The organism is Pelagimonas sp. (genome assembly GCF_050633425.1).
GTDB lineage: Bacteria > Pseudomonadota > Alphaproteobacteria > Rhodobacterales > Rhodobacteraceae > Pelagimonas.
The window spans coordinates 1-22,468 of sequence record NZ_JBOEGM010000043.1 but is presented as its reverse complement, the minus strand read 5'-3'; the positions used below and the strand labels follow the sequence as shown (position 1 = coordinate 22,468).

At 57.1% G+C, this 22,468-nt stretch carries 24 protein-coding genes; 4 read left to right on the top strand and 20 right to left on the bottom strand.

Annotated features, from left to right (window positions below; translation table 11 throughout):
- Positions 1 to 186: 186 nt before the first annotated feature.
- From ACRBB0_RS25840 to ACRBB0_RS25825, 4 genes are read right to left on the bottom strand one after another with little or no spacing between them, the layout of a single operon-like run.
- Positions 187 to 1,152, bottom strand: a complete 966-nt coding sequence (locus tag ACRBB0_RS25840) for an ABC transporter ATP-binding protein (RefSeq protein WP_431377354.1) — start codon at positions 1,150 to 1,152, stop codon at positions 187 to 189.
- Positions 1,149 to 3,035, bottom strand: coding sequence for a dipeptide/oligopeptide/nickel ABC transporter permease/ATP-binding protein (locus ACRBB0_RS25835; protein ID WP_431377353.1), 1,887 nt, complete (start codon positions 3,033 to 3,035; stop codon positions 1,149 to 1,151). The genes ACRBB0_RS25840 and ACRBB0_RS25835 overlap by 4 nt, the downstream gene beginning before the upstream one ends.
- Positions 3,032 to 3,979, bottom strand: coding sequence for an ABC transporter permease (locus ACRBB0_RS25830; RefSeq protein ID WP_431377352.1), 948 nt, complete (start codon positions 3,977 to 3,979; stop codon positions 3,032 to 3,034). Before ACRBB0_RS25830 ends, ACRBB0_RS25835 begins: the two co-directional genes overlap by 4 nt.
- A 54-nt stretch (positions 3,980 to 4,033) precedes the next feature.
- The gene (locus ACRBB0_RS25825; protein WP_431377351.1) at positions 4,034 to 5,608 is read right to left on the bottom strand and encodes an ABC transporter substrate-binding protein; all 1,575 of its coding nucleotides are present in this window, start codon (positions 5,606 to 5,608) and stop codon (positions 4,034 to 4,036) included.
- Between the two features lie 87 nt (positions 5,609 to 5,695).
- On the opposite strand from ACRBB0_RS25825, the gene ACRBB0_RS25820 reads away from it, so the two are divergent.
- Complete coding sequence (locus tag ACRBB0_RS25820; RefSeq protein WP_431377350.1) at positions 5,696 to 6,367, top strand: DUF1028 domain-containing protein; 672 nt, start codon at positions 5,696 to 5,698, stop codon at positions 6,365 to 6,367.
- Positions 6,368 to 6,369: 2 nt separating this feature from the next.
- Here ACRBB0_RS25820 and ACRBB0_RS25815 read toward each other — a convergent pair whose 3' ends face one another.
- Positions 6,370 to 7,281 carry a glutaminase gene (locus tag ACRBB0_RS25815; RefSeq protein WP_431377349.1) on the bottom strand — a complete coding sequence of 304 codons (912 nt, stop codon included), beginning with the start codon at positions 7,279 to 7,281 and terminating at the stop codon, positions 6,370 to 6,372.
- Position 7,282: 1 nt separating this feature from the next.
- Positions 7,283 to 8,044, bottom strand: coding sequence for a FadR/GntR family transcriptional regulator (locus ACRBB0_RS25810; protein WP_431377348.1), 762 nt, complete (start codon positions 8,042 to 8,044; stop codon positions 7,283 to 7,285).
- 91 nt (positions 8,045 to 8,135) lie between these two features.
- Here ACRBB0_RS25810 and ACRBB0_RS25805 point away from each other — a divergent pair, with 91 nt between their 5' ends.
- Positions 8,136 to 9,353 carry a M20 family metallo-hydrolase gene (locus ACRBB0_RS25805; protein WP_431377347.1) on the top strand — a complete coding sequence of 406 codons (1,218 nt, stop codon included), beginning with the start codon at positions 8,136 to 8,138 and terminating at the stop codon, positions 9,351 to 9,353.
- Positions 9,354 to 9,675: 322 nt separating this feature from the next.
- Here ACRBB0_RS25805 and ACRBB0_RS25800 read toward each other — a convergent pair whose 3' ends face one another.
- From ACRBB0_RS25800 to ACRBB0_RS25740, 13 genes are all read right to left on the bottom strand, one after another.
- Positions 9,676 to 10,626 (bottom strand): CpaF family protein, encoded by a 951-nt coding sequence (locus tag ACRBB0_RS25800; RefSeq protein ID WP_009807899.1) that lies wholly within the window; start codon positions 10,624 to 10,626, stop codon positions 9,676 to 9,678.
- A gap of 26 nt (positions 10,627 to 10,652) precedes the next feature.
- Complete coding sequence (locus tag ACRBB0_RS25795; protein WP_431377346.1) at positions 10,653 to 12,083, bottom strand: TrbI/VirB10 family protein; 1,431 nt, start codon at positions 12,081 to 12,083, stop codon at positions 10,653 to 10,655.
- A 2-nt stretch (positions 12,084 to 12,085) separates the two neighbouring features.
- On the bottom strand, positions 12,086 to 12,817 hold the full coding sequence (locus ACRBB0_RS25790) for a TrbG/VirB9 family P-type conjugative transfer protein (protein ID WP_431377345.1): 732 nt from the start codon (positions 12,815 to 12,817) through the stop codon (positions 12,086 to 12,088).
- Between the two features lie 4 nt (positions 12,818 to 12,821).
- Positions 12,822 to 13,493 carry a virB8 family protein gene (locus ACRBB0_RS25785; RefSeq protein ID WP_431377344.1) on the bottom strand — a complete coding sequence of 224 codons (672 nt, stop codon included), beginning with the start codon at positions 13,491 to 13,493 and terminating at the stop codon, positions 12,822 to 12,824.
- Between the two features lie 19 nt (positions 13,494 to 13,512).
- Complete coding sequence (locus tag ACRBB0_RS25780; RefSeq protein WP_072629786.1) at positions 13,513 to 14,526, bottom strand: type IV secretion system protein; 1,014 nt, start codon at positions 14,524 to 14,526, stop codon at positions 13,513 to 13,515.
- Positions 14,527 to 14,949 (bottom strand): hypothetical protein, encoded by a 423-nt coding sequence (locus ACRBB0_RS25775; RefSeq protein ID WP_431377343.1) that lies wholly within the window; start codon positions 14,947 to 14,949, stop codon positions 14,527 to 14,529.
- Entirely contained in the window at positions 14,946 to 15,713 is a 768-nt protein-coding gene (locus tag ACRBB0_RS25770; RefSeq protein ID WP_431377342.1) for a type IV secretion system protein, read from the bottom strand. Before ACRBB0_RS25770 ends, ACRBB0_RS25775 begins: the two co-directional genes overlap by 4 nt.
- Positions 15,710 to 16,822 (bottom strand): lytic transglycosylase domain-containing protein, encoded by a 1,113-nt coding sequence (locus ACRBB0_RS25765; protein WP_431377341.1) that lies wholly within the window; start codon positions 16,820 to 16,822, stop codon positions 15,710 to 15,712. The genes ACRBB0_RS25770 and ACRBB0_RS25765 overlap by 4 nt, the downstream gene beginning before the upstream one ends.
- A gap of 199 nt (positions 16,823 to 17,021) precedes the next feature.
- Positions 17,022 to 19,412, bottom strand: coding sequence for a type IV secretion system protein B4 (locus tag ACRBB0_RS25760; RefSeq protein ID WP_431377340.1), 2,391 nt, complete (start codon positions 19,410 to 19,412; stop codon positions 17,022 to 17,024).
- Positions 19,387 to 19,665, bottom strand: coding sequence for a type IV secretion system protein VirB3 (locus tag ACRBB0_RS25755; RefSeq protein WP_007121039.1), 279 nt, complete (start codon positions 19,663 to 19,665; stop codon positions 19,387 to 19,389). Before ACRBB0_RS25755 ends, ACRBB0_RS25760 begins: the two co-directional genes overlap by 26 nt.
- Positions 19,666 to 19,680: 15 nt before the next feature.
- Positions 19,681 to 19,962: a TrbC/VirB2 family protein gene (locus ACRBB0_RS25750; RefSeq protein WP_039965702.1), complete on the bottom strand. Its 282-nt coding sequence runs from the start codon at positions 19,960 to 19,962 to the stop codon at positions 19,681 to 19,683.
- A 14-nt stretch (positions 19,963 to 19,976) separates the two neighbouring features.
- The gene (locus ACRBB0_RS25745) at positions 19,977 to 20,522 is read right to left on the bottom strand and encodes a lytic transglycosylase domain-containing protein (protein WP_009807908.1); all 546 of its coding nucleotides are present in this window, start codon (positions 20,520 to 20,522) and stop codon (positions 19,977 to 19,979) included.
- A gap of 91 nt (positions 20,523 to 20,613) precedes the next feature.
- Positions 20,614 to 20,928 (bottom strand): hypothetical protein, encoded by a 315-nt coding sequence (locus tag ACRBB0_RS25740; protein ID WP_431377339.1) that lies wholly within the window; start codon positions 20,926 to 20,928, stop codon positions 20,614 to 20,616.
- Positions 20,929 to 21,060: 132 nt separating this feature from the next.
- Between ACRBB0_RS25740 and ACRBB0_RS25735 the strand changes: the two genes are divergently transcribed.
- On the top strand, positions 21,061 to 21,639 hold the full coding sequence (locus ACRBB0_RS25735; protein WP_007121035.1) for a hypothetical protein: 579 nt from the start codon (positions 21,061 to 21,063) through the stop codon (positions 21,637 to 21,639).
- A gap of 17 nt (positions 21,640 to 21,656) precedes the next feature.
- On the opposite strand, the gene ACRBB0_RS25730 is transcribed toward ACRBB0_RS25735, so the two are convergent.
- Complete coding sequence (locus ACRBB0_RS25730; protein ID WP_431377338.1) at positions 21,657 to 22,109, bottom strand: helix-turn-helix domain-containing protein; 453 nt, start codon at positions 22,107 to 22,109, stop codon at positions 21,657 to 21,659.
- Positions 22,110 to 22,263: 154 nt separating this feature from the next.
- Here ACRBB0_RS25730 and ACRBB0_RS25725 point away from each other — a divergent pair.
- The coding region (locus ACRBB0_RS25725; protein ID WP_431377337.1) for a type II toxin-antitoxin system HicA family toxin at positions 22,264 to 22,468 on the top strand (205 nt) is incomplete at its 3' end.

The following is a 22,468-nucleotide window of genomic DNA, read 5'->3' as shown; positions in this document are numbered from 1 at the left end:
CCATTGCTATTTCGTGCTGCGTGCGCACGCAGCTGTGTCTTTGCTGCACGAGCAAATCAACGCTCGTTGTTCAGCAGAAAGGAATGCGGACATTCAATCCAAGAGACCCGGGTTTCCATAAGGAAACGACAATCTGGACGCCCTCATTCGCTTTGGAGCACCAAGCGACCCCGAAAACCTCGTTACCTACTTTGAGTCTGCAAGGGGGTGGTAGCAGGCTGTCCACACACCATCTGACTGCTTTTCAAGACGCGGCGCTTCGCGCTCGCATTGGTCGCTGGCAAAGGCGCATCGCGCACGGAAAGCGCACCCTTCTGGTGGGTTCAGCGGGTCGGGCAATTCGGTTTCTCGACCCTCTGGCGCGGTCAACGGACGTCCGACCACTGGCGCACTGTCGGCCAGAAGCTTGGTATATGGATGTTTGGGATGAGCAAAGACTTCATCCGCCGGGCCGACCTCGACCACTGAGCCAAAATACAGTACCGCGACCCGGTCGCTAACCGCCTCGACCACGGCAAGATCGTGGCTGATGAAGAGATAGGTCAGCCCGAACTGTTCTTTCAAATCGGCCAGCAGGTTCAGAACCTGCGCCTGCACAGACACATCCAGCGCCGAAACGGGCTCATCAAGAATGAGGATGCGTGCATCCGCGGCCAGCGCCCGGGCAATGCCGATCCGCTGTGCTTGCCCGCCTGAAAACTCGTGCGGGTAGCGATCAAGAAACTCCTCACGCAGGTTCACTGCGGCAAAGATTTCCCGAATGCGGTCCGCCCGGGCTGCCGCGGGCATATCGTGCAAATGCTTCAACGGCGCTTCCATGATCTGCCGGATCGTCTTACGTGGGTTGAGGCTGCTGATCGGATCCTGAAACACATACTGGATTTTTCGTCCGAACAGGGCCGGATCGGCATTGTCCAAAGGTTCGCCGTTGATTTCGATCGTGCCGGAGCTGGGCGGCAGGAGACCGACCAGCATTCGCGCAAATGTCGACTTGCCGCAGCCTGACTCGCCGACGATGCCGAGGGTTTCGCCTTCCTCGACGCTCAGCGACAATGGTTGAACAGCGCGCACCAGTGCCCGTGGCGGTCCGAACATGCGCTTGCCCACAGGAAAGACCTTGCTCAGCCCGGTCAATTTGAGAGCGGTGGTCATTGGCTTGCCTCCTGCGCTGAAGTTTCTGGAGCAATGCAGCGCACAAGGTTATCAGCGCCGTGCCGCACTAGCTCGATATTCCCATGCCGACAGGCATCGCTCGCCTTGTGGCAACGCTCTGCGAAAGCGCACCCCTCGGGCAGCTTGTCCACAACAGGCGGCAGCCCGGGAATGGCGGCCAGTTCGCGGCGGCCATGCCCCAACTCAGGCACGCAAGCCATGAGGCGCGATGTGTAGGGGTGGGCCGGCGCGTTCAGGATGGTTTTTGTTGGGCCTTCCTCAACAATCCGGCCCGCATACATCACCGCGACACGGTCACAAAGTTGGGCAACCACGCCGAAATCATGGGTGATGAAGATGATGGCCAACCCACGCTCGCGCCGCAGGTCATCCAGCAGCGACAGGATTTGCGCCTGCACGGTCACATCCAGCGCCGTGGTCGGTTCATCGGCGATGATGACCTCGGGGTCGTTGGCCAGCGCCATGGCGATCCCCACGCGCTGCCGCATGCCGCCCGACATCTCGTGCGGGTAGCTGTCGACGCGCTGTTCCGGATTGGGAATACGCACCGATTTCAGCAGGTCTATGGCGTGGGCACGCGCCTCGGTCTTGTCAAAAGGGTGATGTGCCCGAACCGCTTCGATCAGCTGATCGCCAACTGTGTACAGTGGGTGCAGCGTGGCCAGCGGATCCTGAAATATGTAGGCGATCCTGTCGCCCCTGAGCGATCGCAGTTTTTCATAGGGCGCGCCGATCAGATCCTCGCCCTTGTAGTGGACCGCACCACCGGTGATGATACCCGGGGGCGAGGCAACCAGCCCCATTATGCTGAGCGCTGTCACCGATTTACCAGAACCACTTTCGCCGATCACCCCTAGGCATTCGCCTGGGTTCACCTGCAAGTCGACACCGCCGACCGCCTTGTAGACTCGATCTTTGACATGGAACTGGGTCTTCAATCCACGCAGTGCCAATAAGGTGTCGGCTTTGGCCTCAGGGACCGGCCCAGTCCGGTTGACCATTGTTGTAGGCATTGGGCGCGACAGGGCACCAGACTTCAGGCGAGGATCAAGTGCGTCACGCACGCCGTCACCCAAGAGGTTGATGGCCATGACAATGATCAGGATCATCGCACCGGGCACAATCGAAGTGTGCGGATTCGTGATCAGAGCCGAGCGCGCCTCGCCCAGCATCGAACCCAGATCGGCTTGCGGCGGTTGCGAGCCAAGGCCAAGAAAGCTGAGACCTGCGGTTTCCAGGATCATCCAGCCGATGGTGGTTGACATGGCGATGACGATCACCGGGATCACGTTGGGCAGCACTTCGGTCAGGATGATGCGCGCGTCTGTCATGCCCGACAGCCGTGCCGCGTCAACGAATTCCTTATGGGCAATGCCCACTGTGATCCCGCGAATGTTGCGGGCAAAGAAGGGGATGTTGACGGCCGCCACTGCGATTAATGCATTCATCAGCCCAGGTCCGAGTGCAGCAACAATCGCCAGCGCCAGAAGGATGTAAGGGAATGCCATCAGCATATCGACACCGCGCATGATGATGTTGTCGGTGCGCCCACCGTAGAAACCGGCGATGATGCCAATGCCCGCGCCAAGAGTCGCTGCGACAATCGCTGCGGCGAAACCAACGGCAAGCGACAGGCGCGTCCCCCAGAGCAGGCGGCTGAGCAAGTCGCGACCCAGGTGGTCGGTGCCCAACAGCGCGCCTTCTGAAAATGGTTTCTTGAAACGATCAGCTGTGTTGGTCACGTCCGGATCGGCCAGCGGCAGAAGCGGCGTGATCAGCGCAAGCACAACGACCATCCCAATCACAATCAGACCGCCAAGTGCAAGCCGGTTGCGCGCCAGAAGCGAAAGGAAACCCTTCATGTCTTGATCCTCGGGTCCAGCAGGCTTTGCGCGACATCAACGGCGATGTTGAACATCACATAGCAGGCGGCAACAAAAACGACGCCGCCCTGCACCAGCAGGATGTCGCGCTTCAGGATCGCATCGACCAGCATCCGTCCGACACCGGGCCATTGGAATACCATCTCGATATAGACTGCCCCGGACAGAACGAACCCGGCCTGCACCCCAAGCACCGGAATGATGCTGACCATCGCGGCGCGCAGGGCATGACGCCAGATGACCGAGCGTTCATGCACGCCCTTGGCGCGGGCGGTACGGATAAAATCCTGACGCAGCACCTCGAGCATGGCAGAGCGCGAAAGCCGTGCGATGACACCTGTCGCCACCACGGCCAGCGCCAGTGCGGGTAAGGTCAGATGGCTGATCAGCGCGGTCAGATCGCGGGCCCCATAGATGGGCCACATGCCCGACACCGGGAACCAGCGCAAATTCACCGCAAAGATGAGGATCATCATCATACCAAGGAAAAACGAGGGGATGGAGATCCCCAGAAGAACCGCAAAAGTGATGGCCTTGTCCGCCAAACCGTATTGCCGGGCGGCCGATACGACCCCGGCGGCGATACCAAGGATGGAACACAGAACGAAAGCTGTCCCCGCAAGCACCAACGTCGCCCCGAAACGTTCAAGAACTTCGTCCAGAACAGCGCGGTTCAGTGAGAAACTGCGCCCGAAATCGCCCTGCAACATGTTGCCAAGCCAAATGAAATAGCGCTGCACCATCGGCTTGTCCAAGCCAAGGTCGCGGTTGAGCTTTTCCACGTTTTCCGGGGTCGCGTAGGACCCAAGAATGGCCGTGGCAGGGTCGCCGGGGATCATGGCCATGATCACAAAGACAATAATCGAAATACCGAACAGAACCGGAATCGCAGAGATCAATCTTTTTAAAATATAGCCTGCCATTGCCCCCTCCCGAAATGGTGCAGCCGCACAATGCGCGCGGCTGCACGGATCGTTTTAGTTTTTGACAACGTCGTCCAGCAGCAGGAAGAACGACGGCTGAAGCGAGAAGTTCTCGACACGGTCGGATGTAACCGCATTCTGCTTCCAGTTGGCTACGAAAACCCAAGGCGCGTCTTCCTGCACGATCACCTGCATCTCCTGATAGAGACGCGCACGCTCTGCCTGATCGGTCGCGGCACGGGCGGCTTCGAGCAATTCGTCAACCTTTGGGTTCGAGTAGTAGCCCGAGTTGAACCCGCCCTTGTCCGGCCATGCCTCGCTGCGCAGCGCAAGGAAAGGCAGCGTGTCCGGGTCATTGGTCATCCACGCCATTTCGGCCATGTCTGCCTTGCCTTCGAGGCCGGGGTTCACTTCGCCAAGGAAGGTGTTCCATTCATAGGTCTCGATTTTCACATCGAACCCAACAGCACTCAGATCGGCCTGAATGGCGGTGCCCATGGCCACCGGATCAAGCATGCCCGAGCCGCCTTCGGTGACAAAGAACGTCAGCTCGGCCCCTTCAGCACCCGCCTCGGCAATCAACTCACGCGCCTTGTCGGGGTTATACGGATAGGGCTCCAGGCTTTCATTGTAAGCCCATGCAAAAGCAGGCGGTGTTGGACCTGCTGCCACTTCGGCTGTGCCTTCCAGCACGTCATTGACGATCGCTTCTTTGTTGATCGCATAGTTGGCGGCCTGACGGACGCGGACATCAGCAAAGGGGCCTTCCTTGGCGTTCAGAATCAGGAACCAGACGTGTGGCCCCGCCTGCTCGTGAACCGTGTAGGTCTCACCCTGGAATTCGCCCAGGGCAACCGGAGGAACCTCAACCATCAGGTCAATGCCGCCCGCCAGCATTTCGGCAGTGCGGGTGTTGGCGTCGGTGATCGGACGGAAGACAACGGCCTGCAATTCGGGTGCGCCGTCCCAATGATCAGGATTGGCTTCAACCACAACCGCTTCATTCGAGCGCCATTCGGCAAATTTGAAAGCGCCGGTGCCTGATGGGTTGCGACCAAACTCGGCCCCATGTTGCTCAACCGCTGCTGGCGACACAATCAGACCCGTGGGGTAGGCCAGGTTTGACAGGAACGGGGCGTAGGGCGCGTTCAGCGCGAAACGCACGGTCATATCATCCACAACTTCAACATTCTCGACTGCTGAAAAGAAGAACGACAGCGGGAACGGACCAGTGTTGTGGAAGGGGTGGTTTTCGTCAAGCATCCGGTCAAAGTTGAACTTGACCGCATCAGCGTTGAAGGCACTGCCATCATGGAAAGTCACACCGTCGCGCAGGGCAAAGGTGTAAACCGTGCCGTCTTCGCTGATGTCCCAGGATGTTGCCAGCGACGGCTCAACTTCAAGCGTGCCGTCCTTGTAGCGCACCAGACCGTCATAGACATTCATCAGAATCCGGAAGTCGTTGACCGCTGTGACAGCAGCCGGATCAAGCGCCTTCGGCTCGGCGATCTGTCCAACGATCAGAACATCATCGGGCGTTTGAGCTTGGACCGCGAGTGGAGAGAGAGCAAGTGCCGTGGCTGCACCAGCAGCCAGCATTGCCCTGCGGGACAGTTTCAACAGTTTCATCAGGTGTCTCCCTGTTAATTATCATGATGAATTGCATTCACGCAAATTATCATGATAAATACAAGAAAAATGTGTTAGGGCGGTTGAATGACCTTCTCGATTCTTACTTTCGACAAGAAAACAGGCACTTTTGCCGCCGCCGCAGCCACAGGAAGTCTTTGTGTGGGGGGGTGGGTTCTGCGCGGCGATATCGAATCAGGCCTCGTGGCGTCGCAGGGAACAGCGCCCAGTACGTTCTGGCGGGATAACGTGTTGCGGGCCATGCATCAGGGGCAATCGGCAAAAGAGGCTGTTGAGGCGGTGACCAAGAGCGACCCGGGGCGCAGACACCGCCAGCTGACCGCACTTGACCGTCAGGGCCGAGCCCAGGGATTCACTGGGGCCGGCAGCGTTGCCTTTGCAAACCACGTCACGGGACCCGGGATCGCCATAGCCGGAAACATGCTGGAAGGGCCTGAGGTGCTGGAGGCCATGATGTCTGCTACCCGGACCGATGACATTTCAATTGCCGAACGAATGCTTCGCGTTCTGAGTGCCGCCAAACAGGCCGGGGGCGACAGCCGGGGGTTGCTGTCCGCTGCGCTGTTGGTTCTTACCCCGGATCGTCCCCCGTTGGATTTGCGCATCGATCACAGCGACGATCCAATCTCGGAATTGGAGAGCTTATACCACCGGACCCGACAATCCCCGTATTTCGATTGGTTGTCCGAGGTTCCGGTTCTCTTGGACAAAACCCGCGCTCCAGAGCAAGCGCTGTAGCTCTAGAACACCGACCATCCCGTCGCCTGGGTCAGCATCGCCGCTGCGCGAGTTCCTGCATGGGAGTTTCCGTAATGGTTGAGACCGGGCGGCCAGATCGCAATGGATGCGACGCGAGGCGCGATCACCAATATGCCGCCGCCAACACCGCTCTTACCCGGTAGCCCCACCTGATAAGCAAATTCGCCTGATCCGTCGTAGTGGCCGCATGTTATCATCAGGGCATTGATACGTCTTGCGTGGGCGCGCGAAATCACACTGGGTGCTGCCTCCAGACGGGCTAGGGACCGTCCCGCCAAGGCAAGCTGCCGGGTTGTCATCTCGATCGCGCATTGATGAAAGTAAGTGCCCAGAGTTAAATCCGGATCATATTGCAGATTGCCGTGTGATTGCAGGTAGTGCGCCAGTGCCTTGTTCCGCGCACCTGTCGCCTTTTCCGACGCGGCAACGTTGGCGTTGATGAACACGTCTTCGGTCTCGGCCATTGCACGGACCAGTCCCAAAGTTTCAGCGAGCGCCTGTTTCGGCTCGCGCCCCGACAGAAGCGCATCGGTTGTGACAATCGCACCAGCGTTTACAAACGGATTGCGGGGGCGGCCCTTTTCCCGCTCCAACAGCACCACTGAATCAAATGACGTTCCCGACGGTTCCCGCCCGACACGACTCCACAACTGGTCACCGATCCGCCCCAATGTCGCCGCCAGCGCAAACACCTTGGACACGCTTTGGATGGAAAACGGTTTATCCACTGCCCCGGCGGTCAGGCATTGACCATCGGCAAGACACACACTGATTGCGAATTGCTCCGGCGAGACAGTGGCCAGTTCAGGAATGTACTGCGCGGGCACGCCCCAGTCGTCCTGACGAAACACCTCGTCATGGATGTCACGCAAGATGCACTCGATCGGTAGCAAGTTATTCCCCCATGAAACGCCGCATCAGGTGAGCTTCCTGCGTGCGCATTAGTTCTTCAGCGATCTTCATATGCGAGATCATGACTTCGCGGGCTTTGTCGGGCTCAGCGTTGCGTAAAGCATCAACCAGTTGCAACTGATGCTCGCGCCCCTTGCGCCAAAGCTCGACGTTGGGAGGATCATAAAGCCTGCGATAGACCGTCAGGTCCGTCAGAATCCGCGCCATGAACCCAATGACAAATCCAAGCAACCGGTTCCCTGCGAAATCTGACAAACGAACATGGAAAACAAGCGAGGCAATGTGCTGCTCTTTTTCTTCTTCCGCTGATTTTGACGGTTCTGGGTGGCGCTCGGCCAGGTCTTGCAACTCATCCAGTTGCGCCTTGCTGAGTTGCCCCGCAAGACTCGCCGCAAGCTCAGGTTCAAGTGCTTTTCGCATTTGGTAAATGTCGGCGATTGACAGACCCTGAAAGTAAAAATAGTTGGCCAAAAGGGACCGCGCACGCTCGGCAGAAACCTCGCCGACAATGCTGCCACCACCGGGGCCCGTCTTGGTCACGATCAGGCCTTGCGCCTCAAGAATGCGCAGCGCTTCACGCACAGTACCCTTAGATACACCGAACTGCTCAATCATCGCGCTTTCATTGGGCAGCTTGTCACCTGCCTTCAGATCACCTTCGACCACCCATTGCTTGATTTCATCCGCAACCCGAACCGGTCGCGATCGTTTTGGCTTGGGCGACGGTGTGCCGTTACCGTCCATACTGCACCTCAAGTTTTATCATGATAAAATCATAGACACCTCAAGCGTCTATGTGTAGAGAAATATTTATCATGATAAATAGGAGGCCATCATGAACTGGGGTCAGTGCGCACAGGACCGATTGTCAGACATCGCAAGATGCAGCGTTGACACAACGGGCGTTACGCGGTTTCCCTTTACGCCCCAGCACGAGGCTGCGCTGGATGTCATACGCTTATGGATGTCACAGGCTGGCCTAAAAGTGCATATGGACGCGGCTGGCACACTCATCGGTCGCAAGGAAGGGCCAAAGGGCGCGCCGACATTCCTGATCGGATCTCACCAGGATTCTGTGAGGAATGGCGGACGATACGACGGGATCATGGGCGTTGTCCTGGGGTGCCTCGCGCTTGAGAAACTTGTGGCAGACGGGATCGAACTGCCCTTTTCAGTCGAAATCCTCGCCTTTGCCGACGAAGAAGGCGTCCGTTTCCCTACCGCTCTGATGGGCCCACGCGCGCTCGCAGGCACGTTTGATCACGCCGTATTTGCAATGACCGATAGCGGCGGGGTGTCCCTGCGGGACGCGCTGGCGGGCTTTGGTGGCGACCCGGATCGCTTCACATCGTTGGCGCGCGAACCTGCTAAGACATTGGGCTATCTGGAAGCCCATATCGAACAAGGCCCAGTTCTGGAGGCGCAGGATAGCGCGCTCGGCCTTGTGACGGGCATTTGTGGCATCGAGCGGAACACTGTCACATTCACTGGCGATACGGGTCATGCCGGGACAGTTCCCATGGATAGCCGGCGTGATGCTCTGGTGGCCGCCTCGGATTTCATTTCAGCCATCCATGACGCGGCGAAAAAGGTCACCGATCTTCGCGCGACCATTGGTGCATTGTCCTTGCATCCTAACGTAGTGAACGCGATCCCACGCGCGGTTGAGTTGACCTTGGAAATCCGGGCGCTGAATGACGCCGTCCGCGACGATTTCGCAAGATTGGCACGGTCCCTGGGCGATAACATCTCGGGCGGGCGTCGTGTAGGATTTTCGATGGAACGTACCTATGAACAACCCGCCGTACCATGTAATGGCGATCTGATTGACGTCCTGTCGGCTGCGACAGGCGCAATCTGCCCAACCGCGCCACGCCTGCCGTCCGGCGCCACACATGACGCATCGGCCATGGCAGACCTCTGTCCAATCTCGATGCTGTTTGTCCGCTGCAAAGACGGGGTCAGCCACAAACCAGAAGAATTCGCCGCGAGCGACGACATGGATGCTGCAATTCAATCTATTGCGGCCTTCCTTGTGGCTTTGGAATTTTGAAGCAGACTGCGATACCTCTAAAAACAAGCGCGTATCACAGCACTCTTTTCCGCAAGCGTATAATACACGACCTTGATCCACACGACGTCTTACTCAAAACTCAGAGTTCTGGGGCGAAAATTGCGAAGTATCGAATAGCTGCGTATTGTGCAATTGAACGACAGGTCTGGTGTAATTTCCGACTTTTCCAAAAGACACCGCTGCATTTGCGAGCAAATGCTGCGACGGCAATAGCCTCATCCGCACAGGTCTGCTTAGTCCCGCATCTTACCAGTTTGTGCACCGCGCAGCGAATGGCCGCAATCGTCGCGCATTATTGAGTCTAGTTGGGCAAATAAAACTCAGCGATTCCGCGTCTGCCATCTACCCGCACCAATTGGACGATGACATCGATCGACTTCTGAATGTACTGCCGCACCTCAGCGAAGTTCAACGGCGTGCCCGCTTGCAAGACCATTATTGCTAAACGATCTATTGCGAGCTCAGCTGTTTCCGCATGGATGGTTGAGACTGACCCGCCGTGTCCGGTGTTGATCGCTTCAAGATAGGTCAAGGCTTCGTCCCCGCGCAGTTCCCCAACGATAATTCGGTCAGGGCGCATCCGCAAAGAAGCTTGCAAAAGCGCGTTCGAACTTCTCTGTGTGCCAGTGCCGCGACTTGCCAGCAGGGCTACGGTGTTGGGTTGGCTAGGGAACAGTTCAAACGCATCTTCAATCGTGATTAGCCGTTCGCCATCATCGACATGAGTAAGGAGATGTCGGGCAAAGGTGGTCTTGCCTGTCGACGTGCCACCACTGATCAAGACATTGAGCCTTTGATGTACTAGGGCCTCCAACGCTGCTTCAAGGTTCTCTTCAGCTTGGTTGGCAATGCCCTTCATCTTTTCAGCTCTCAACTGGTCGAGCGAAACAGCTTTGCCAAAAAGATAGGATGGTGTGTACCCCGTGACGCCCGCAGTTGCGAACAAACGGATTGTGATCGAAGCGCCCTGTTCAATGGCAGGTGGAACCGCGACCTGAACGCGCAGCGGGCGGCCTCCGTATTCAACTTTTCCGGATACCAGTGGGTTTTTCTCTGACACGCGGGCATTGGCATCACCGACGATTGTCTGTGCCAAATTGAATGCCGTGGCGCGGTCTACGATTTGACCTTCATGACGCATTGCCGCGTCACCTGCGGCTTCGATCCAGACTTTGCCATCAGGATTGATTGCAATCTCGACGATGTCGTCGCGCAGTAGCAGCTCCCGAAACGGTTCAAGATATCGCTCCAAGTATGACGCAGGCAGGGGCGATTGGCTCAATAGATCACCACATCGCGGTCGACGAGGACGGTCACGGATGCACCTTGATCAATATAGATAGTGGGTGAGATCGAGACTTGCTCAGCGATCACAGATCCCACGGCATCTTCGAGGTCACCAGAAACCCCCTCAAGTACTTCGCTGGCTATTTCATTGTCGGTACTGTTTGCGGCGACAGCAGGTGCTGCGCCAATGAGCGAGATCAGAGCCGCGCCACCAAAGCGTTCAGCGAACTTTGTGTCGACGATCCCAGTTAACCCAGAGCGTCCAAGCTGGTCGCCGCCAACGGAGGCGATTTCTATCGACGTCCCATCGGGGGTCAGAACGCGTGTCCAAAGGATCAGGATGCGTTTTTGGTTCAACTCAATTCCGGAACGGTATTGGCCAAAAAGGCGGGAGCCGCGCGGGATCAGGATCTGATCGCCAGAAAACGCAGGCACCGGTTCAGACACAACCGCCACAACAGAGCCCGGCAGGTCACTGTTGATTGCTGTTTGCAAAGCGGCTTGGATGACGGATCCTTGTGAAAGCGTTCGTTCTGGGAAAGGCATCTGGGACGCTTCTTGGACTTCTAGCGGCCGCGCACCTTGTCGCAAGTATTGCTCGTTTTCAGACAAGGTTGGTCCATCTGCTCCTGCCACCGCAGCATTTGGACTTGTTCCGCCAGCGGATGCGGAACGCGGGCCGTCTGCATAAACGACAGAAGGCGAAACGATCTGTGCTGTAAGCAATTCTTGCGCGACACGTTCCGCTTCACGCTGACGTTGTTCGTCTTCTTGACGCTGGCGTTCTTCGAGCAACCGTTGATCTGCAATCAATCCATCGCGCGCCATTTCGGCTTCAAGCCCTTCGCGTTGTGCGCGTTCCGCGTCCAACATCGCTTGCAGGCCAGACAACCGTGCATCGTTTTGCCGCTGTGCGTTTTGCAACTCGGTGTCTTTGGCGGCGATGGAGGCTTCAAGCGCGTCGGTCTGAACCTGAAACGCTTCTCGCAAATCAGAGACCGCTTCTTGGATTTCGGCGTTGCGGGCTGACTGGCTCGCAGCAAGCGCTTCCCTCAGCTTTGCGATTTCTTCAAGGACTGCGGCACTCGGTTCTGCTGCTGGGGCAGGGGCTGGCACATCGAGTGCCTCTTCAACCGCGATCAGCGCGTCGTTGACCCGTTGTTCAGCTTCATCCGGTGGGAATTCCAACCGCCCACCATTTCCAGTGCGTTGGTCCTGAAAGGTCTCAACGTCAGACGTTTCTAAGCCTTCGGTGCCGTCTTGCAGATTTGTTGCCAGAAAGTAGGCAGCACCACCGCCGCCAAGCGCAAGCGCGATCGCCAATGCCCCGACACCGATATTACCGCCACGGCGTTTGGCTTTGCCCTTCTGGCTGAACGTGCTGAGTCGGTCCTGTAAGTCGGGTGTGTTCTCGTCTGCCATGTTCAGTTGCTCACATAAATTGCGCTGTCATCGCGCAAAGCGCAGATTGCCTCGTCACCAATCCGCACGGTCCAGAATTCGTTCACACCAAGCACCCGCACCGTGTTGCCTTGTTGGGTCCAGTTCACGGTGCGCTCGCGGCCTTGGTCGTCTGCCTTAAAGACTGCGGGTTGGCGTCCGTTCTCGGGGAAAGTGAAGTATGTATATCGCCCATCGTCATAGATATGGGTCGGGCGGAAGTCGCCTTCGCCAGCGACGCGGTAGCTGTAGTTGCGTGGGGCCTCAAAACCCTTGGGTTGGGTATTGGCCGCTGCTGCGCGACGCTCGTCTTCGGGATAGCGAAACCGCACTTCGAAAAACATGCCTGAGCGACCCGGAATGGCCCCTTCGCGCAGATGGAAGGAATAGGTCCTGCGGTTGGTGATCACTGTCATGTTGGTTGAGGCACCTTGCACGTGCGGTTTGATGGTCAGCACGTTTCCGAGCTCGGGGATCGGATCGACTTGGAAACTCTCGGTGTCGCCAACGATGACGGCGTCAAACCGTTCGCCTTGTCCAAAGTGGATGGTCGTTGAATGGCGCAGGTCAGTCTCAATCACAAAGACTTGGTTCTCAACATAAGTCGCGGTGCGCACGCGGTTGTCGAGCGACCCGCTTCGCGGGACGGCTTCGGACAAGGCAGGGGTGGCCGACAACAATGCGGCAGCACAAATCAAACGGGCAGCGGTGTTCAAGGGATCAATTCTCCAAAGTCTCGGCGTCGACGCGGTATGAGGTGACCACGAAGCCCAAAGGGTTGGCCCAGACGTCTTGCAGGCGCTGGCGGGTTTCAGGTTCAAAGGCATAGCCAACAGTGGCCACGTAGCTGCGGGTCACCGAGCGGGTGTCGCGCGCGCGGCGCAGAGTGCGGGTAAAACGCACTTGCGCCACGCCGGGCTCGATCTGGTTCACAGACTTGATCACCACTTCGATCACGGCATCGCGGCCATAAACGGCAATCGGGTAGTCTTCGTTGGACGAGGTCCAAAGATCGCGCAAGGTGCGTGCGGCATCCCCGTCTGATCGTTCGAGGACAGAGTTGATCCGTTGCTCACCGTCGGTCAAGTCATAGGTCTCTCGATCATCCACATAGGTGACAAGATTGGCCTGAATAATGGCATCACTCTCGGACAACGACAGCGCCTGAACAGCTGCAACGCGATCCATTTGGCCGGTTTCTTTGTCGACAACGACGACAAAGGTCTCAATCGATTTGAGTGGGAACAAGCTTGCACCAGCGACCATTCCTGCCAGCCCGACCAGAACGCCAGCTGCCGCGACAAAATAGGCAAAGCGCTCGCGCCTGCGTGGGCCGTAGATGAAATCCACAGCAAAGGCGTCGCTTTGATCTTGGCTCGATTGGCTCTTCATTTTTGGTGTTGGTCTTTCGTTATGGGGCGCGGAAGGATTTGACTGTGTTCAGGGCTGTTGCCGGTGTTCGTCGGATTGCTTCGCCGGTTTTGACAACGCCGCTGTTCACCGCTTGCTGGAGTTCTTGTGGTGATTTGCCCGTTGCGAAGCGCGTGGCACTGCCTGTCCCATAATCGCTCGTGTTGACGATGCCGCGACGCGCCAGCCCCGTCAGCCCAACAGCGTTGGAGGCAATTCCCATCACGCCGGTGAGGTTGGACGCGATGTAAGGGACGGATGCCATGATCCCGGCGCTGAGCAGTAGAATGACCAAGAATGGCAAGATGAGGCTCACCGTTTCGACATCGACTGGATCGGCGGAGGCATCGCCGATGGCTTCTGCGATCGCAACGATGATGCCAGCAGCACCCGCAGCGGCGACGGGCATCAAGGCGTAGCCGATGGTCGCACGGCTCCAGGCCTCAAAAAGGGATTGGGTTGGCTTGAACAGCGATGTGATGATCATGAAAGGGGCAATTACGATCATCAGCGCAAAGACGATTTTGGCGAAGGCGATGATCCCAGCGGTAACGGCTGCGAAGAGTGCGGAGAGCACAAAGAAGATCGCGCCAAGCACGGCTCCAAAGACCCAGCCTGCTTGATCACCGATGGTGTCGCCGTAGGCTGTGATGCGAGCCACCATGTTGTCGAGGCTCTCATAGACGCCAGCCTCGTCGCCAGATCCCGTGAGGGCGAGAATGGATGCGCCGACCGAGTCTGGCACTTGTGTTGCGATACCGTAAATGACGCTGAAATTATCCCAGCTCTGAGCAAAGATGGCGACCAGCGAAATCTTGATCCCAAAGGCGAATGCGCTGCCAAAGGTCATTGGCCTGAGTTGCATCACGACATTGATGCCCAGCAAGATCAGCAACAGGATGGCCCCTGCGGTGATAACATCGCCAACAGCAGCGGCAGATGAGATGAACCCATCTTGCGCCACACTGTCGACGGCCGCGTCGACCTGATCGAGGATATCGCGAATAATTCCCATCTATTCGGAACAGGCCTTGGCGTGCTCGGCCTCAAGCGCATCGGCCATGGCATAAAGGTCGAGGACTTTGAACGGCAGGCGCGGGTTATCTGATGTCTGAAATCGCGGCAGTTCTGCGAGAGCCATGTCCCATGTGAACTCGCCTAGGAGGCAGTCACAGGTCTCGGCTATAAGGTGCCGCTCGGCGACAAGGATGCGAAGAATAGCCCGATAGCCGTTACGCAGATAAGCCGTCTCCGCAAGATCCGCAGGAGGACGCGGAACCCTACAGACCTCATTAGCATCAGGGGTAATAGCAATCGAACTGAATGGCTTTGGCCCACCGGATGTTGAACTCGGTGTTTCAGCAAGAGCAAACATTGGCAGCACAATGGCTAGCGTAGCAAAGGCCGAACGGAGTGCATTTGGAGCTTTCATCATCATGGGTCTACCGCCATTGATCTGAACCGGCGCTCATCGGCCAGTGTCGCTGCATCAACAACACCAAGCTGTCCCGCACTGACGCCTTGCGCGGCTTCCAATCGCCAGATTTGCGTAAGGATGATACCTAGCTCCGCTGTGACCCGCGTGTTGAGATCTACGGCCGCTTTCAAACCATCTTGGTCGTCGATCAAGCCAACCATTGTCTCTAACCGTTCCAGACTTTGCCCTGCTTCTGCATGGCTTTCTTGAGCCGCAACGGACAACATCGCGCTGGCCCCTGCTGAGGTCGCGATGCGGTTGTCGGCAGGCTCAGGCGAGGAAGATAGGGTGCTCAGTGTTTCCGAGGTGAACCCGCTGCCGGATAGTACTCGTTCGACCGAGGCTTCGAGTTCAGCGCCGGGATTGAAACCACTCAGGAAATCTCCATCAGCCAAAGCCCGTGCCGTGTTCAGCGGGGCGACGAGCTTTCCCCGCAAGGCTTGGAATTCTTCGATGGATGCGAAGAGCCCGCTGAGCCCGCTGCCTTCGATCAGTGATGTAAGCTGGGCTTCCAAGTTCAGCAGTTGAGACAGTTGCGTCTCAAGTTCCAACCGCATCGTAGCCAGCTGTTGCAGCTGTACATTCAGGTCTTCCGCCATGTGTTCAAGCTGCGCGACCAGTTGCCCTAGCTGTGAGCCATCAAACGTCGGCACGCCTTGTGCGCGGGCGGGGGTGGATAGGCCGAGGGCGGTTATCGCCGTGACCGAAAGAAGAAGCTGTTTCAATTTGGCACTCCCATTTGCATGAATTCACGCTCGGATAAGCGGTCTGCGACCAGATGCTGGGCATAGGCTGCCTCTCGCTGTTGATTGGCTGCCATAAGCCTGACGCGCAGATTTAGTATGCGGGCGATCTCAGCCTTGGCGTAGGTGTTGAGCTCCCACGCAGCTTTCGCATTGGGTTGGGCATCGATCTGCAGAATAATTGCGCGCAGACGGTTGATAACCTGCATCGTCGTGGCATGGCTGCTGGCTGCATAGTAGACACCTGCATCCGAGATGTTGGCATATTCTGCGAGGGCAAAGTCCGAGGACGACAATGTGCCGAGCGCGTCCGCGCCGCCGACGACAGCGAGGTATTCGTTGTAGAATTTGGAGATATTGCGCACGTAGCCTTGGGTTTCGGTAAAAGGCGGTACGCCGCCATACTCAATCACGCGGCCGGGGCCTGCGTTGTAGGCCGCGAGCGCATGCGGGATATTGCCAAACCGGTTCAGCTGAGTCGTGATGTAGCGCGCGCCGCCGCGCAGATTATCCATCGGATCGTAGCGATTGACGCCCATGTCTGATGCTGTGCCGGGCATCAGCTGGGTTAACCCGTAGGCCCCAACATGGCTCTCAGCGGTGATGTTAAACCGGCTTTCTTGCTTGATCAGCGCTTGAAACAAGCAGCGCCATTGCGTGGCGGAAAGACCAGCCCGCGCCACGCCCGGCGCACCGGCATATTCGCCTGCCACACGCACAATCATCATCTCGACGGTTTCGCGCCCCTCGCCAAAGAGGCGGCTGTTCATCGGGCTTGTATCGGTGTTGGGGTAGACTGCGGCGACACCAAAATCTGCATTGCCCTCAAGGGCGCTGATATCAAAGCCCGGACCCGTCATGGCCGCGGAAATAGCTTCAAGCGTGCGCAGCTGATCTGCCTGAACGTCAGCGAGAGAGGAGCGCTCGACCTCTTTCTCACCTTGGGTTCCCAAGTCCTTACCCAACGCGGTCACGCGCGCAATGGTTTGCCCGATCGCGGCATTGTCTTGCGTCGGTACACCTTGCGCGAAGCCCATATTGACAGGTGCGCATATGAAAAGCGCTGCAGATATGATTGCGGCGCGTCTCATTCTGGCTGCGGCAGGGCTTCGAATGTGCAGTCTTTGCCAATTGTGGTTGAGACAGGTGCTGTCGCGGCAAATGATATTGCTGCGCGTGTTACCGCAGGCTGGCCATTCTGACCGAAGCAGGGCGATGTTTTCTCGGTGTATTGCGCGCAAGCCGATAGCAGCGGCACCGAGGCTACCATAAAAAGAACTGGGAAAAATTTCATTGGGGTCTCCAAAAATCTGGGTTTGATCGCCAGTCGGCCTGCACACGGGCCTCGCCTGTGGCTCCGCCGCCCAGAATTGGCAGCAAGTCGCCAAGGGCGGAGAGATCGGCATCGACAAAAACGCTGTCGCCTGCGGAGCGCATAAGCGCGATGCGCTGGCCAATGGTTGGTTGAACGAGCAAAGCGGCTTCCTTGGCGTTCACGCGTAGAAAGTCGTAATCGGCAACCGTGGCACGGTCGTTCGGGAACAGGATCTGTGTGGGGACGGTTTCAACGATGGTTTTGCCAACGCGGCTGTCGCGCAACTGGCTGGGATATTGCGTCATCATGATCACGACGCAGTTCATTTTGCGCAGGGTGACGAGCCAGTTTTCCAAGCGTGCGCCGAAATAAGGATCATCCAGTAGTTTCCACGCCTCGTCCAAGACGATGATGGTGGGTCGACGGTCTTCAACTACGCGTTCAATCTGGCGGAAAATGTATGAAAGCACAGCCATGCGCTCCGTTGTCATGTCGAGGATCTCAGTCATATCAAACCCGACGATGTCGCCAGAGAGATCGAGGCGCTGCCCACGGTCGGGTTCATCAAATACCCAGCCAAACCGACCGCCGGGGGCCCATTCTGCGACGCGGGACTGCAGCTCGCCATCATCATCCAAGGACTGGAACAAGGTTTCAAAGCTGGCAAAGCGCTGTAAGGCTGCGCCAGCATCTGCATTCTGTGTTACCGCACCCTGGATGTGGCGCGATTGTTCTCCGGATAAGGCACCGCTGCGCGTCAGCAAGGTGGCCAACCAATCGGATAACCAAGCGCGTCCGCGTTCATCGATTTCAGAGGCGAGCGGGTTGAGGCCTGTGGGCACGCCTGCGCGGATTTCATTGTAACGGCCACCCAAAGCTCGGACTGCCATTTCCAAGCCGCGATCTTTGTCAAAGAAGAACAGGCGTGCGCCGATCCGTTGCGCTTGCGCGGTGAGGAAGGCAGTCGTCAATGTTTTGCCAGTTCCCGTGCGCCCTAAAACCAGTGTGTGGCCCACAGTAGGTTCTTTGCTTGCAGAACCCGCTTCGTGGAAGTTGAAACGGTAGCCTGATGTACCCACTGTTGGCAGAACCGCAATGCTCTGACCCCACGGGCTCTCGTCATTGCTACGCCCTTCAACACTGCCGTGAAGGGCTGCAAAATCAGAAAAATTGGTCGATGAGATTGGTGTCTTTCGGGCGCGATAGCCAAAGTTGCCCGGGCTCTGTGCAAAATAGGTGGCTTTCAGCGCCATGTTTTCGCGCACGATCACAGCCATGATTTCTTGGCCGACCCGTTTGATCTGTGCGGCGGCGCGTTCAAGTGTGTCGCGGTCAGGCGCATAGACGGCGATGGAAAGGTGATGGTCGCCAAAGGCGATGCGTCCCGCCTCTTGATCGTCTGCAGCCAAGGCCAATTGGTCGCGCAATGACACGGCGGCATCATCTGACGCATGCATCTGTCTGATGATGCGCTGGATGCGCTCGGCCATGATGTTGTTCGGGATTGGACTGAATGAATTGGTCAGTACGATATCGAGAGGCAGATCTAACGCATCGAGAAGCGTCACGTCTGTCAGTGCGGGATAGGATTTGATGCTGAAGAGCGCGCCATATTTGACGGCACCTGTTGTGGCACATGTAATCGTCGCCACATCTCCATCGAACGTCGCGCGGCAATCACTGATGGTATGAGACAGGGGCAGGGGGCTTTGACCAAATGCGATGGGTGAAAAGCTGCCTGCGTTGAGCGTGTTCAGATACCCGAGCCATTCACCGCCCGTCTTTGTTAAGCGAACAGGGTTTGCCGAAGAGAGGGCCACCGCAAAGAAGCCCATAACCTCGTTGAGCTCTTGAACACGCGCTGCGCGGTCTTTGACCCAAGCTTTGCGGGCGAGTGCGCGCAAAAATGGGATGCGGGCTGCGAGATTGGGGCGGCGAATGACGCTGAGATACATCTGCCGCTTGGAAGGTCGCAGGCCTTTGATGTGAGCTGCCCAACGGGCATCGACTTGGGACGCGAAGGTATCACCCTCGACGGGCTTAAGGTCTAAGTTTTGTGGAACAGAGACGCGGTGGATGTAAAAACCGAACGTATTCCCGGTTTGGGCCACGATTGCGGCAACCGCGCGCTTGAGCGCATCAAGGCGATCGTCCTCGGTAGTCATCGGGTTCAGACCATCAAGGCGTAGGGTTGCCAGAAGATCGCCTTCGCGCAGCACCATCACATCGTCCGTTGCCAAAGCAAAATAGGGCAGGTGCTCCGCAAGGTAGCTTTCACGGGCAAATCCTGTTCCCCCAGCTTCACGCACCGCAGGGCCGATGCCGCTCAAAGTTCCACCATCAAGCGCCAAAGCTGTCACCCCCATGATGTGCGCGGTTTTTGGTCGGGCGCACGGTGCCAAAGGAGATGCGCAGCACTTCAAAGAAATGAGGCTCTTTGTCCGCAACGAACCAAAGGACTGGATAGGCAATGATCCCGATCAGGAAAAAGATCAGAGATTTCGTCCAGATAAATGGCAGAACGACCCCCATGGCCAAGACCACCAGATATCCGACAGGGAGACCCAGATACTTGGGTGGGCGTGCGAGGCCGAGGAAAAGTGGGGAACGTTCTGCCATCTGCTCTGCCTGCTCTTAGGTGAAGCCGTCGACGATGGTGCCCGCCGAGAAAATCAACACGATCCCGATGATCACGGAGGCGAACCATCCCCAGTTCAGCCGCCCCATCATGCACATGAAGCCTGTGCCAATGACCGCTAGAGTAGCCACGGCAATGCCAATTGGTCCTGTGAGTGCGGCTTCGACCGTCTCCAACATTGTTTGAATGGGCGACAAGTCTTGCGCGAAGGCAGGGGAGGCAAGGAGCGCTAAGGTTGCGACCATGAGTGGCAAGTATCGTGAGTGGTGTCTTGGCATGAAAATGTCCTTGATCAGTTCAGTTCAATAATGACGGGAGCGCGTGTGGGTGCTGTATTGGCGACGCGGATTGGTGCTGGCTGCGACGTTCCACCGGACAGCCGTTCACGAATGTCGTGGATGCGTGCAATGTAGGCGCGTGTTTCAGAAAACGGCGGTACGCCTGAGTATTGCTCAACGCGATGGGGCCCAGCGTTATAGGCGGCTAAGGCAAGTTCGACGCTTCGGAATTCTGCCAGTTGGGTTAGCAGGTAGCGTGCTGCGCCGTCGAGGTTCTGAGAGATATCGCGGGGATCCACACCAAGCTCGCGTGCCGTAGCAGGCATCAATTGCCCTAAGCCATAGGCACCCTTGGGGCTGATGGCAGTCGGATTGTAACTGCTCTCCGCTTCAATCATCGCTTGAAACAGAACGTGCCAGTCTCGCGTCGAAAGGCCTGCTTGCGCGATGGCCCTGTTGTTTTGGTGCCGGCTGGCCGTCTGACGAATGAGTGAGAGAACTTGGGCAGAGGCTCCCGCCGCAGGCGCAATTGGTGCAACGGCAACAGGTTGCGCTTCCACAGCATCGTCGGACGTGGCCCAGCTCGGGCGTGTTCTGTGAAACGTCCACCCAGACGCCGTAGCCGTTCCGTCAGCGCGAAAGGCTAGAACGTCAGCCGTTGCCCTCGAGGGTAAGGTTGTAGTCAGCACCAAAGCGCAAATCGCGCCCGTCGCCAAACTCGAGATGGTGTTTGAAAAGCCCCGGCCAGATATTGAAGTATCGCGCTTCTGGCCCGAGAGGCGTGATCCGCGTGGACACAAGAATGGCTTCGGGTTCGCCCTCACGCAGGTAGATGCACTGGTAGCGCGGCTTGCCATCGTCCGTGAACCCCACGAGTTCATACCGGCAGCGGAACGCAACTTCCCTCTTTTGAAGGTCTTTGACCCCATCGAGTGTGATCAAGATTTGATTGCGCGCTATCGGCATTTGGACTCTCCCCCTGAGAGCCCTTCTAGTCCGACCTAGTACAAGCGGAAAGACACATTGAGTCAATATGATATATTGCAGAATTTAACAAAATGCTAAACCATAGGACGAAACCAAACAAAGGAGTCTCCGATGAAACGGCTTATTTTGTCAGCAATCTTTGGTGTTTTGATGACATTTGGCGCACCTAAAAAGGCGCAGGCCTACGATATAGATTGCGCGATTATGCTCTGTATGGCGGGTGGATTTCCTCCGAGCGCGGTCTGCGCGCGGGCCTATCGCACAATGATCCGCCGCATCACGCCGTGGCCGAGTAGGCCTCCGTTCGGGATTTGCACCTTCGCCGCAGTACCGATTGAATTGGGTGGCCCCGGCGGTGAGGGCGAGGTTGATACGGACCTTCCAGAATACGAATGGCTCAACCGCACACATGTGATCTGGTTCACAGGCCGCTCTTACACGCCGCGTGACGATCCAAGGCAGTGGGACTGGAGTATTCGGTCTTGTGACCGTGAAAACCGAACCTGCCGATATATCGCACGTGTCTACGGCTCGCACACGCGTTGGCCGAGCTCATTTGTCTCCGAAAGCGGGCAAACTATTTTGTTGCCCGTTGGGCGTGGTTTTGGAAACTTCTACTCGCGCGATATCATGGTCGAATATGGCGACTACGGAGGCAATATGGGCCATTCAGACTGGTTTTCATACTGAGCAGGGATCTGCGTTGATTAAAGCGGTGTGCAAGGTTTGAGGATGACGGCAGACAAGTCGACCTTCTTAGGATCGATCAGCCAACGGCGAACGGTTGATCCGTCATTCCAGCGATAGTCGATCAGTACGAGGGAAAGATTGCCCTGACGATGCTCAAACCCTTCTTGAAATGGCGCAGCAAGCAGATGTGAGCATCCAGACTCCTTTGGATCATCTGAGGTTTCATGATCGGCGGTTCCTGACTTTTTACCGCGGGTTATCAGAACTGGCTCGATTAACTCGATGGGGTCAACTTCGAGAGCAAAAGCAAGCTTTTGCACGGTCGCCATTGAGGTATAATATTGTGAACGTTCCAGTCGGCCAACATAGCCTCGTTCAAGTCCTGCCTTAAGTGACAGGGCTTCTTGGCTAAGGGATTGAAGCCGCCTTAGTTTTCTTAAATTTGCACCAACGCGATCTCGTAAATCCATGCGAGATCAATGGCTTGATTTTGGCTGATAGTGCGACGGAGTATACTACAGATTCTGTTGTTTTGACGTTTGGTGCGGCGCATCATGAGAAACCGGCACACACCCTAGTGAGCAACTTGCTTGCAATATATGCAAGCATGACCTATATAGACCCATGAATAGCAAACACCGCAAGACTCTGGCCGTTGTCTTTGCCGACCCAGTGTCGGGAACAGTCGAATGGTCCGCTGTTGAGAGATTACTTGTCGCAGCTGGTGCGCAGGTCATCGAAGGACGCGGTTCACGAGTGCGGTTCGAAAAGGACGGCGAGGTCGAGACGTTTCATCGTCCGCATCCCGCCAAGGAAGCCAAACGCTATC

What these genes read in the sequence shown, in the direction of transcription:
- ACRBB0_RS25840 (WP_431377354.1), bottom strand. Translation starts at nt 1,152, where the DNA reads ATGACCACCGCTCTCAAATTGACCGGGCTGAGCAAGGTCTTTCCTGTG.
- ACRBB0_RS25835 (WP_431377353.1), bottom strand. Translation starts at nt 3,035, where the DNA reads ATGAAGGGTTTCCTTTCGCTTCTGGCGCGCAACCGGCTTGCACTTGGC.
- ACRBB0_RS25830 (WP_431377352.1), bottom strand. Translation starts at nt 3,979, where the DNA reads ATGGCAGGCTATATTTTAAAAAGATTGATCTCTGCGATTCCGGTTCTG.
- ACRBB0_RS25825 (WP_431377351.1), bottom strand. Translation starts at nt 5,608, where the DNA reads ATGAAACTGTTGAAACTGTCCCGCAGGGCAATGCTGGCTGCTGGTGCA.
- ACRBB0_RS25820 (WP_431377350.1), top strand. Translation starts at nt 5,696, where the DNA reads ATGACCTTCTCGATTCTTACTTTCGACAAGAAAACAGGCACTTTTGCC.
- ACRBB0_RS25810 (WP_431377348.1), bottom strand. Translation starts at nt 8,044, where the DNA reads ATGGACGGTAACGGCACACCGTCGCCCAAGCCAAAACGATCGCGACCG.
- ACRBB0_RS25805 (WP_431377347.1), top strand. Translation starts at nt 8,136, where the DNA reads ATGAACTGGGGTCAGTGCGCACAGGACCGATTGTCAGACATCGCAAGA.
- ACRBB0_RS25795 (WP_431377346.1), bottom strand. Translation starts at nt 12,083, where the DNA reads ATGGCAGACGAGAACACACCCGACTTACAGGACCGACTCAGCACGTTC.
- ACRBB0_RS25785 (WP_431377344.1), bottom strand. Translation starts at nt 13,493, where the DNA reads ATGAAGAGCCAATCGAGCCAAGATCAAAGCGACGCCTTTGCTGTGGAT.
- ACRBB0_RS25780 (WP_072629786.1), bottom strand. Translation starts at nt 14,526, where the DNA reads ATGGGAATTATTCGCGATATCCTCGATCAGGTCGACGCGGCCGTCGAC.
- ACRBB0_RS25775 (WP_431377343.1), bottom strand. Translation starts at nt 14,949, where the DNA reads ATGATGATGAAAGCTCCAAATGCACTCCGTTCGGCCTTTGCTACGCTA.
- ACRBB0_RS25765 (WP_431377341.1), bottom strand. Translation starts at nt 16,822, where the DNA reads ATGAGACGCGCCGCAATCATATCTGCAGCGCTTTTCATATGCGCACCT.
- ACRBB0_RS25760 (WP_431377340.1), bottom strand. Translation starts at nt 19,412, where the DNA reads ATGGGGGTGACAGCTTTGGCGCTTGATGGTGGAACTTTGAGCGGCATC.
- ACRBB0_RS25755 (WP_007121039.1), bottom strand. Translation starts at nt 19,665, where the DNA reads ATGGCAGAACGTTCCCCACTTTTCCTCGGCCTCGCACGCCCACCCAAG.
- ACRBB0_RS25750 (WP_039965702.1), bottom strand. Translation starts at nt 19,962, where the DNA reads ATGCCAAGACACCACTCACGATACTTGCCACTCATGGTCGCAACCTTA.
- ACRBB0_RS25740 (WP_431377339.1), bottom strand. Translation starts at nt 20,928, where the DNA reads ATGCCGATAGCGCGCAATCAAATCTTGATCACACTCGATGGGGTCAAA.
- ACRBB0_RS25735 (WP_007121035.1), top strand. Translation starts at nt 21,061, where the DNA reads ATGAAACGGCTTATTTTGTCAGCAATCTTTGGTGTTTTGATGACATTT.
- ACRBB0_RS25730 (WP_431377338.1), bottom strand. Translation starts at nt 22,109, where the DNA reads ATGGATTTACGAGATCGCGTTGGTGCAAATTTAAGAAAACTAAGGCGG.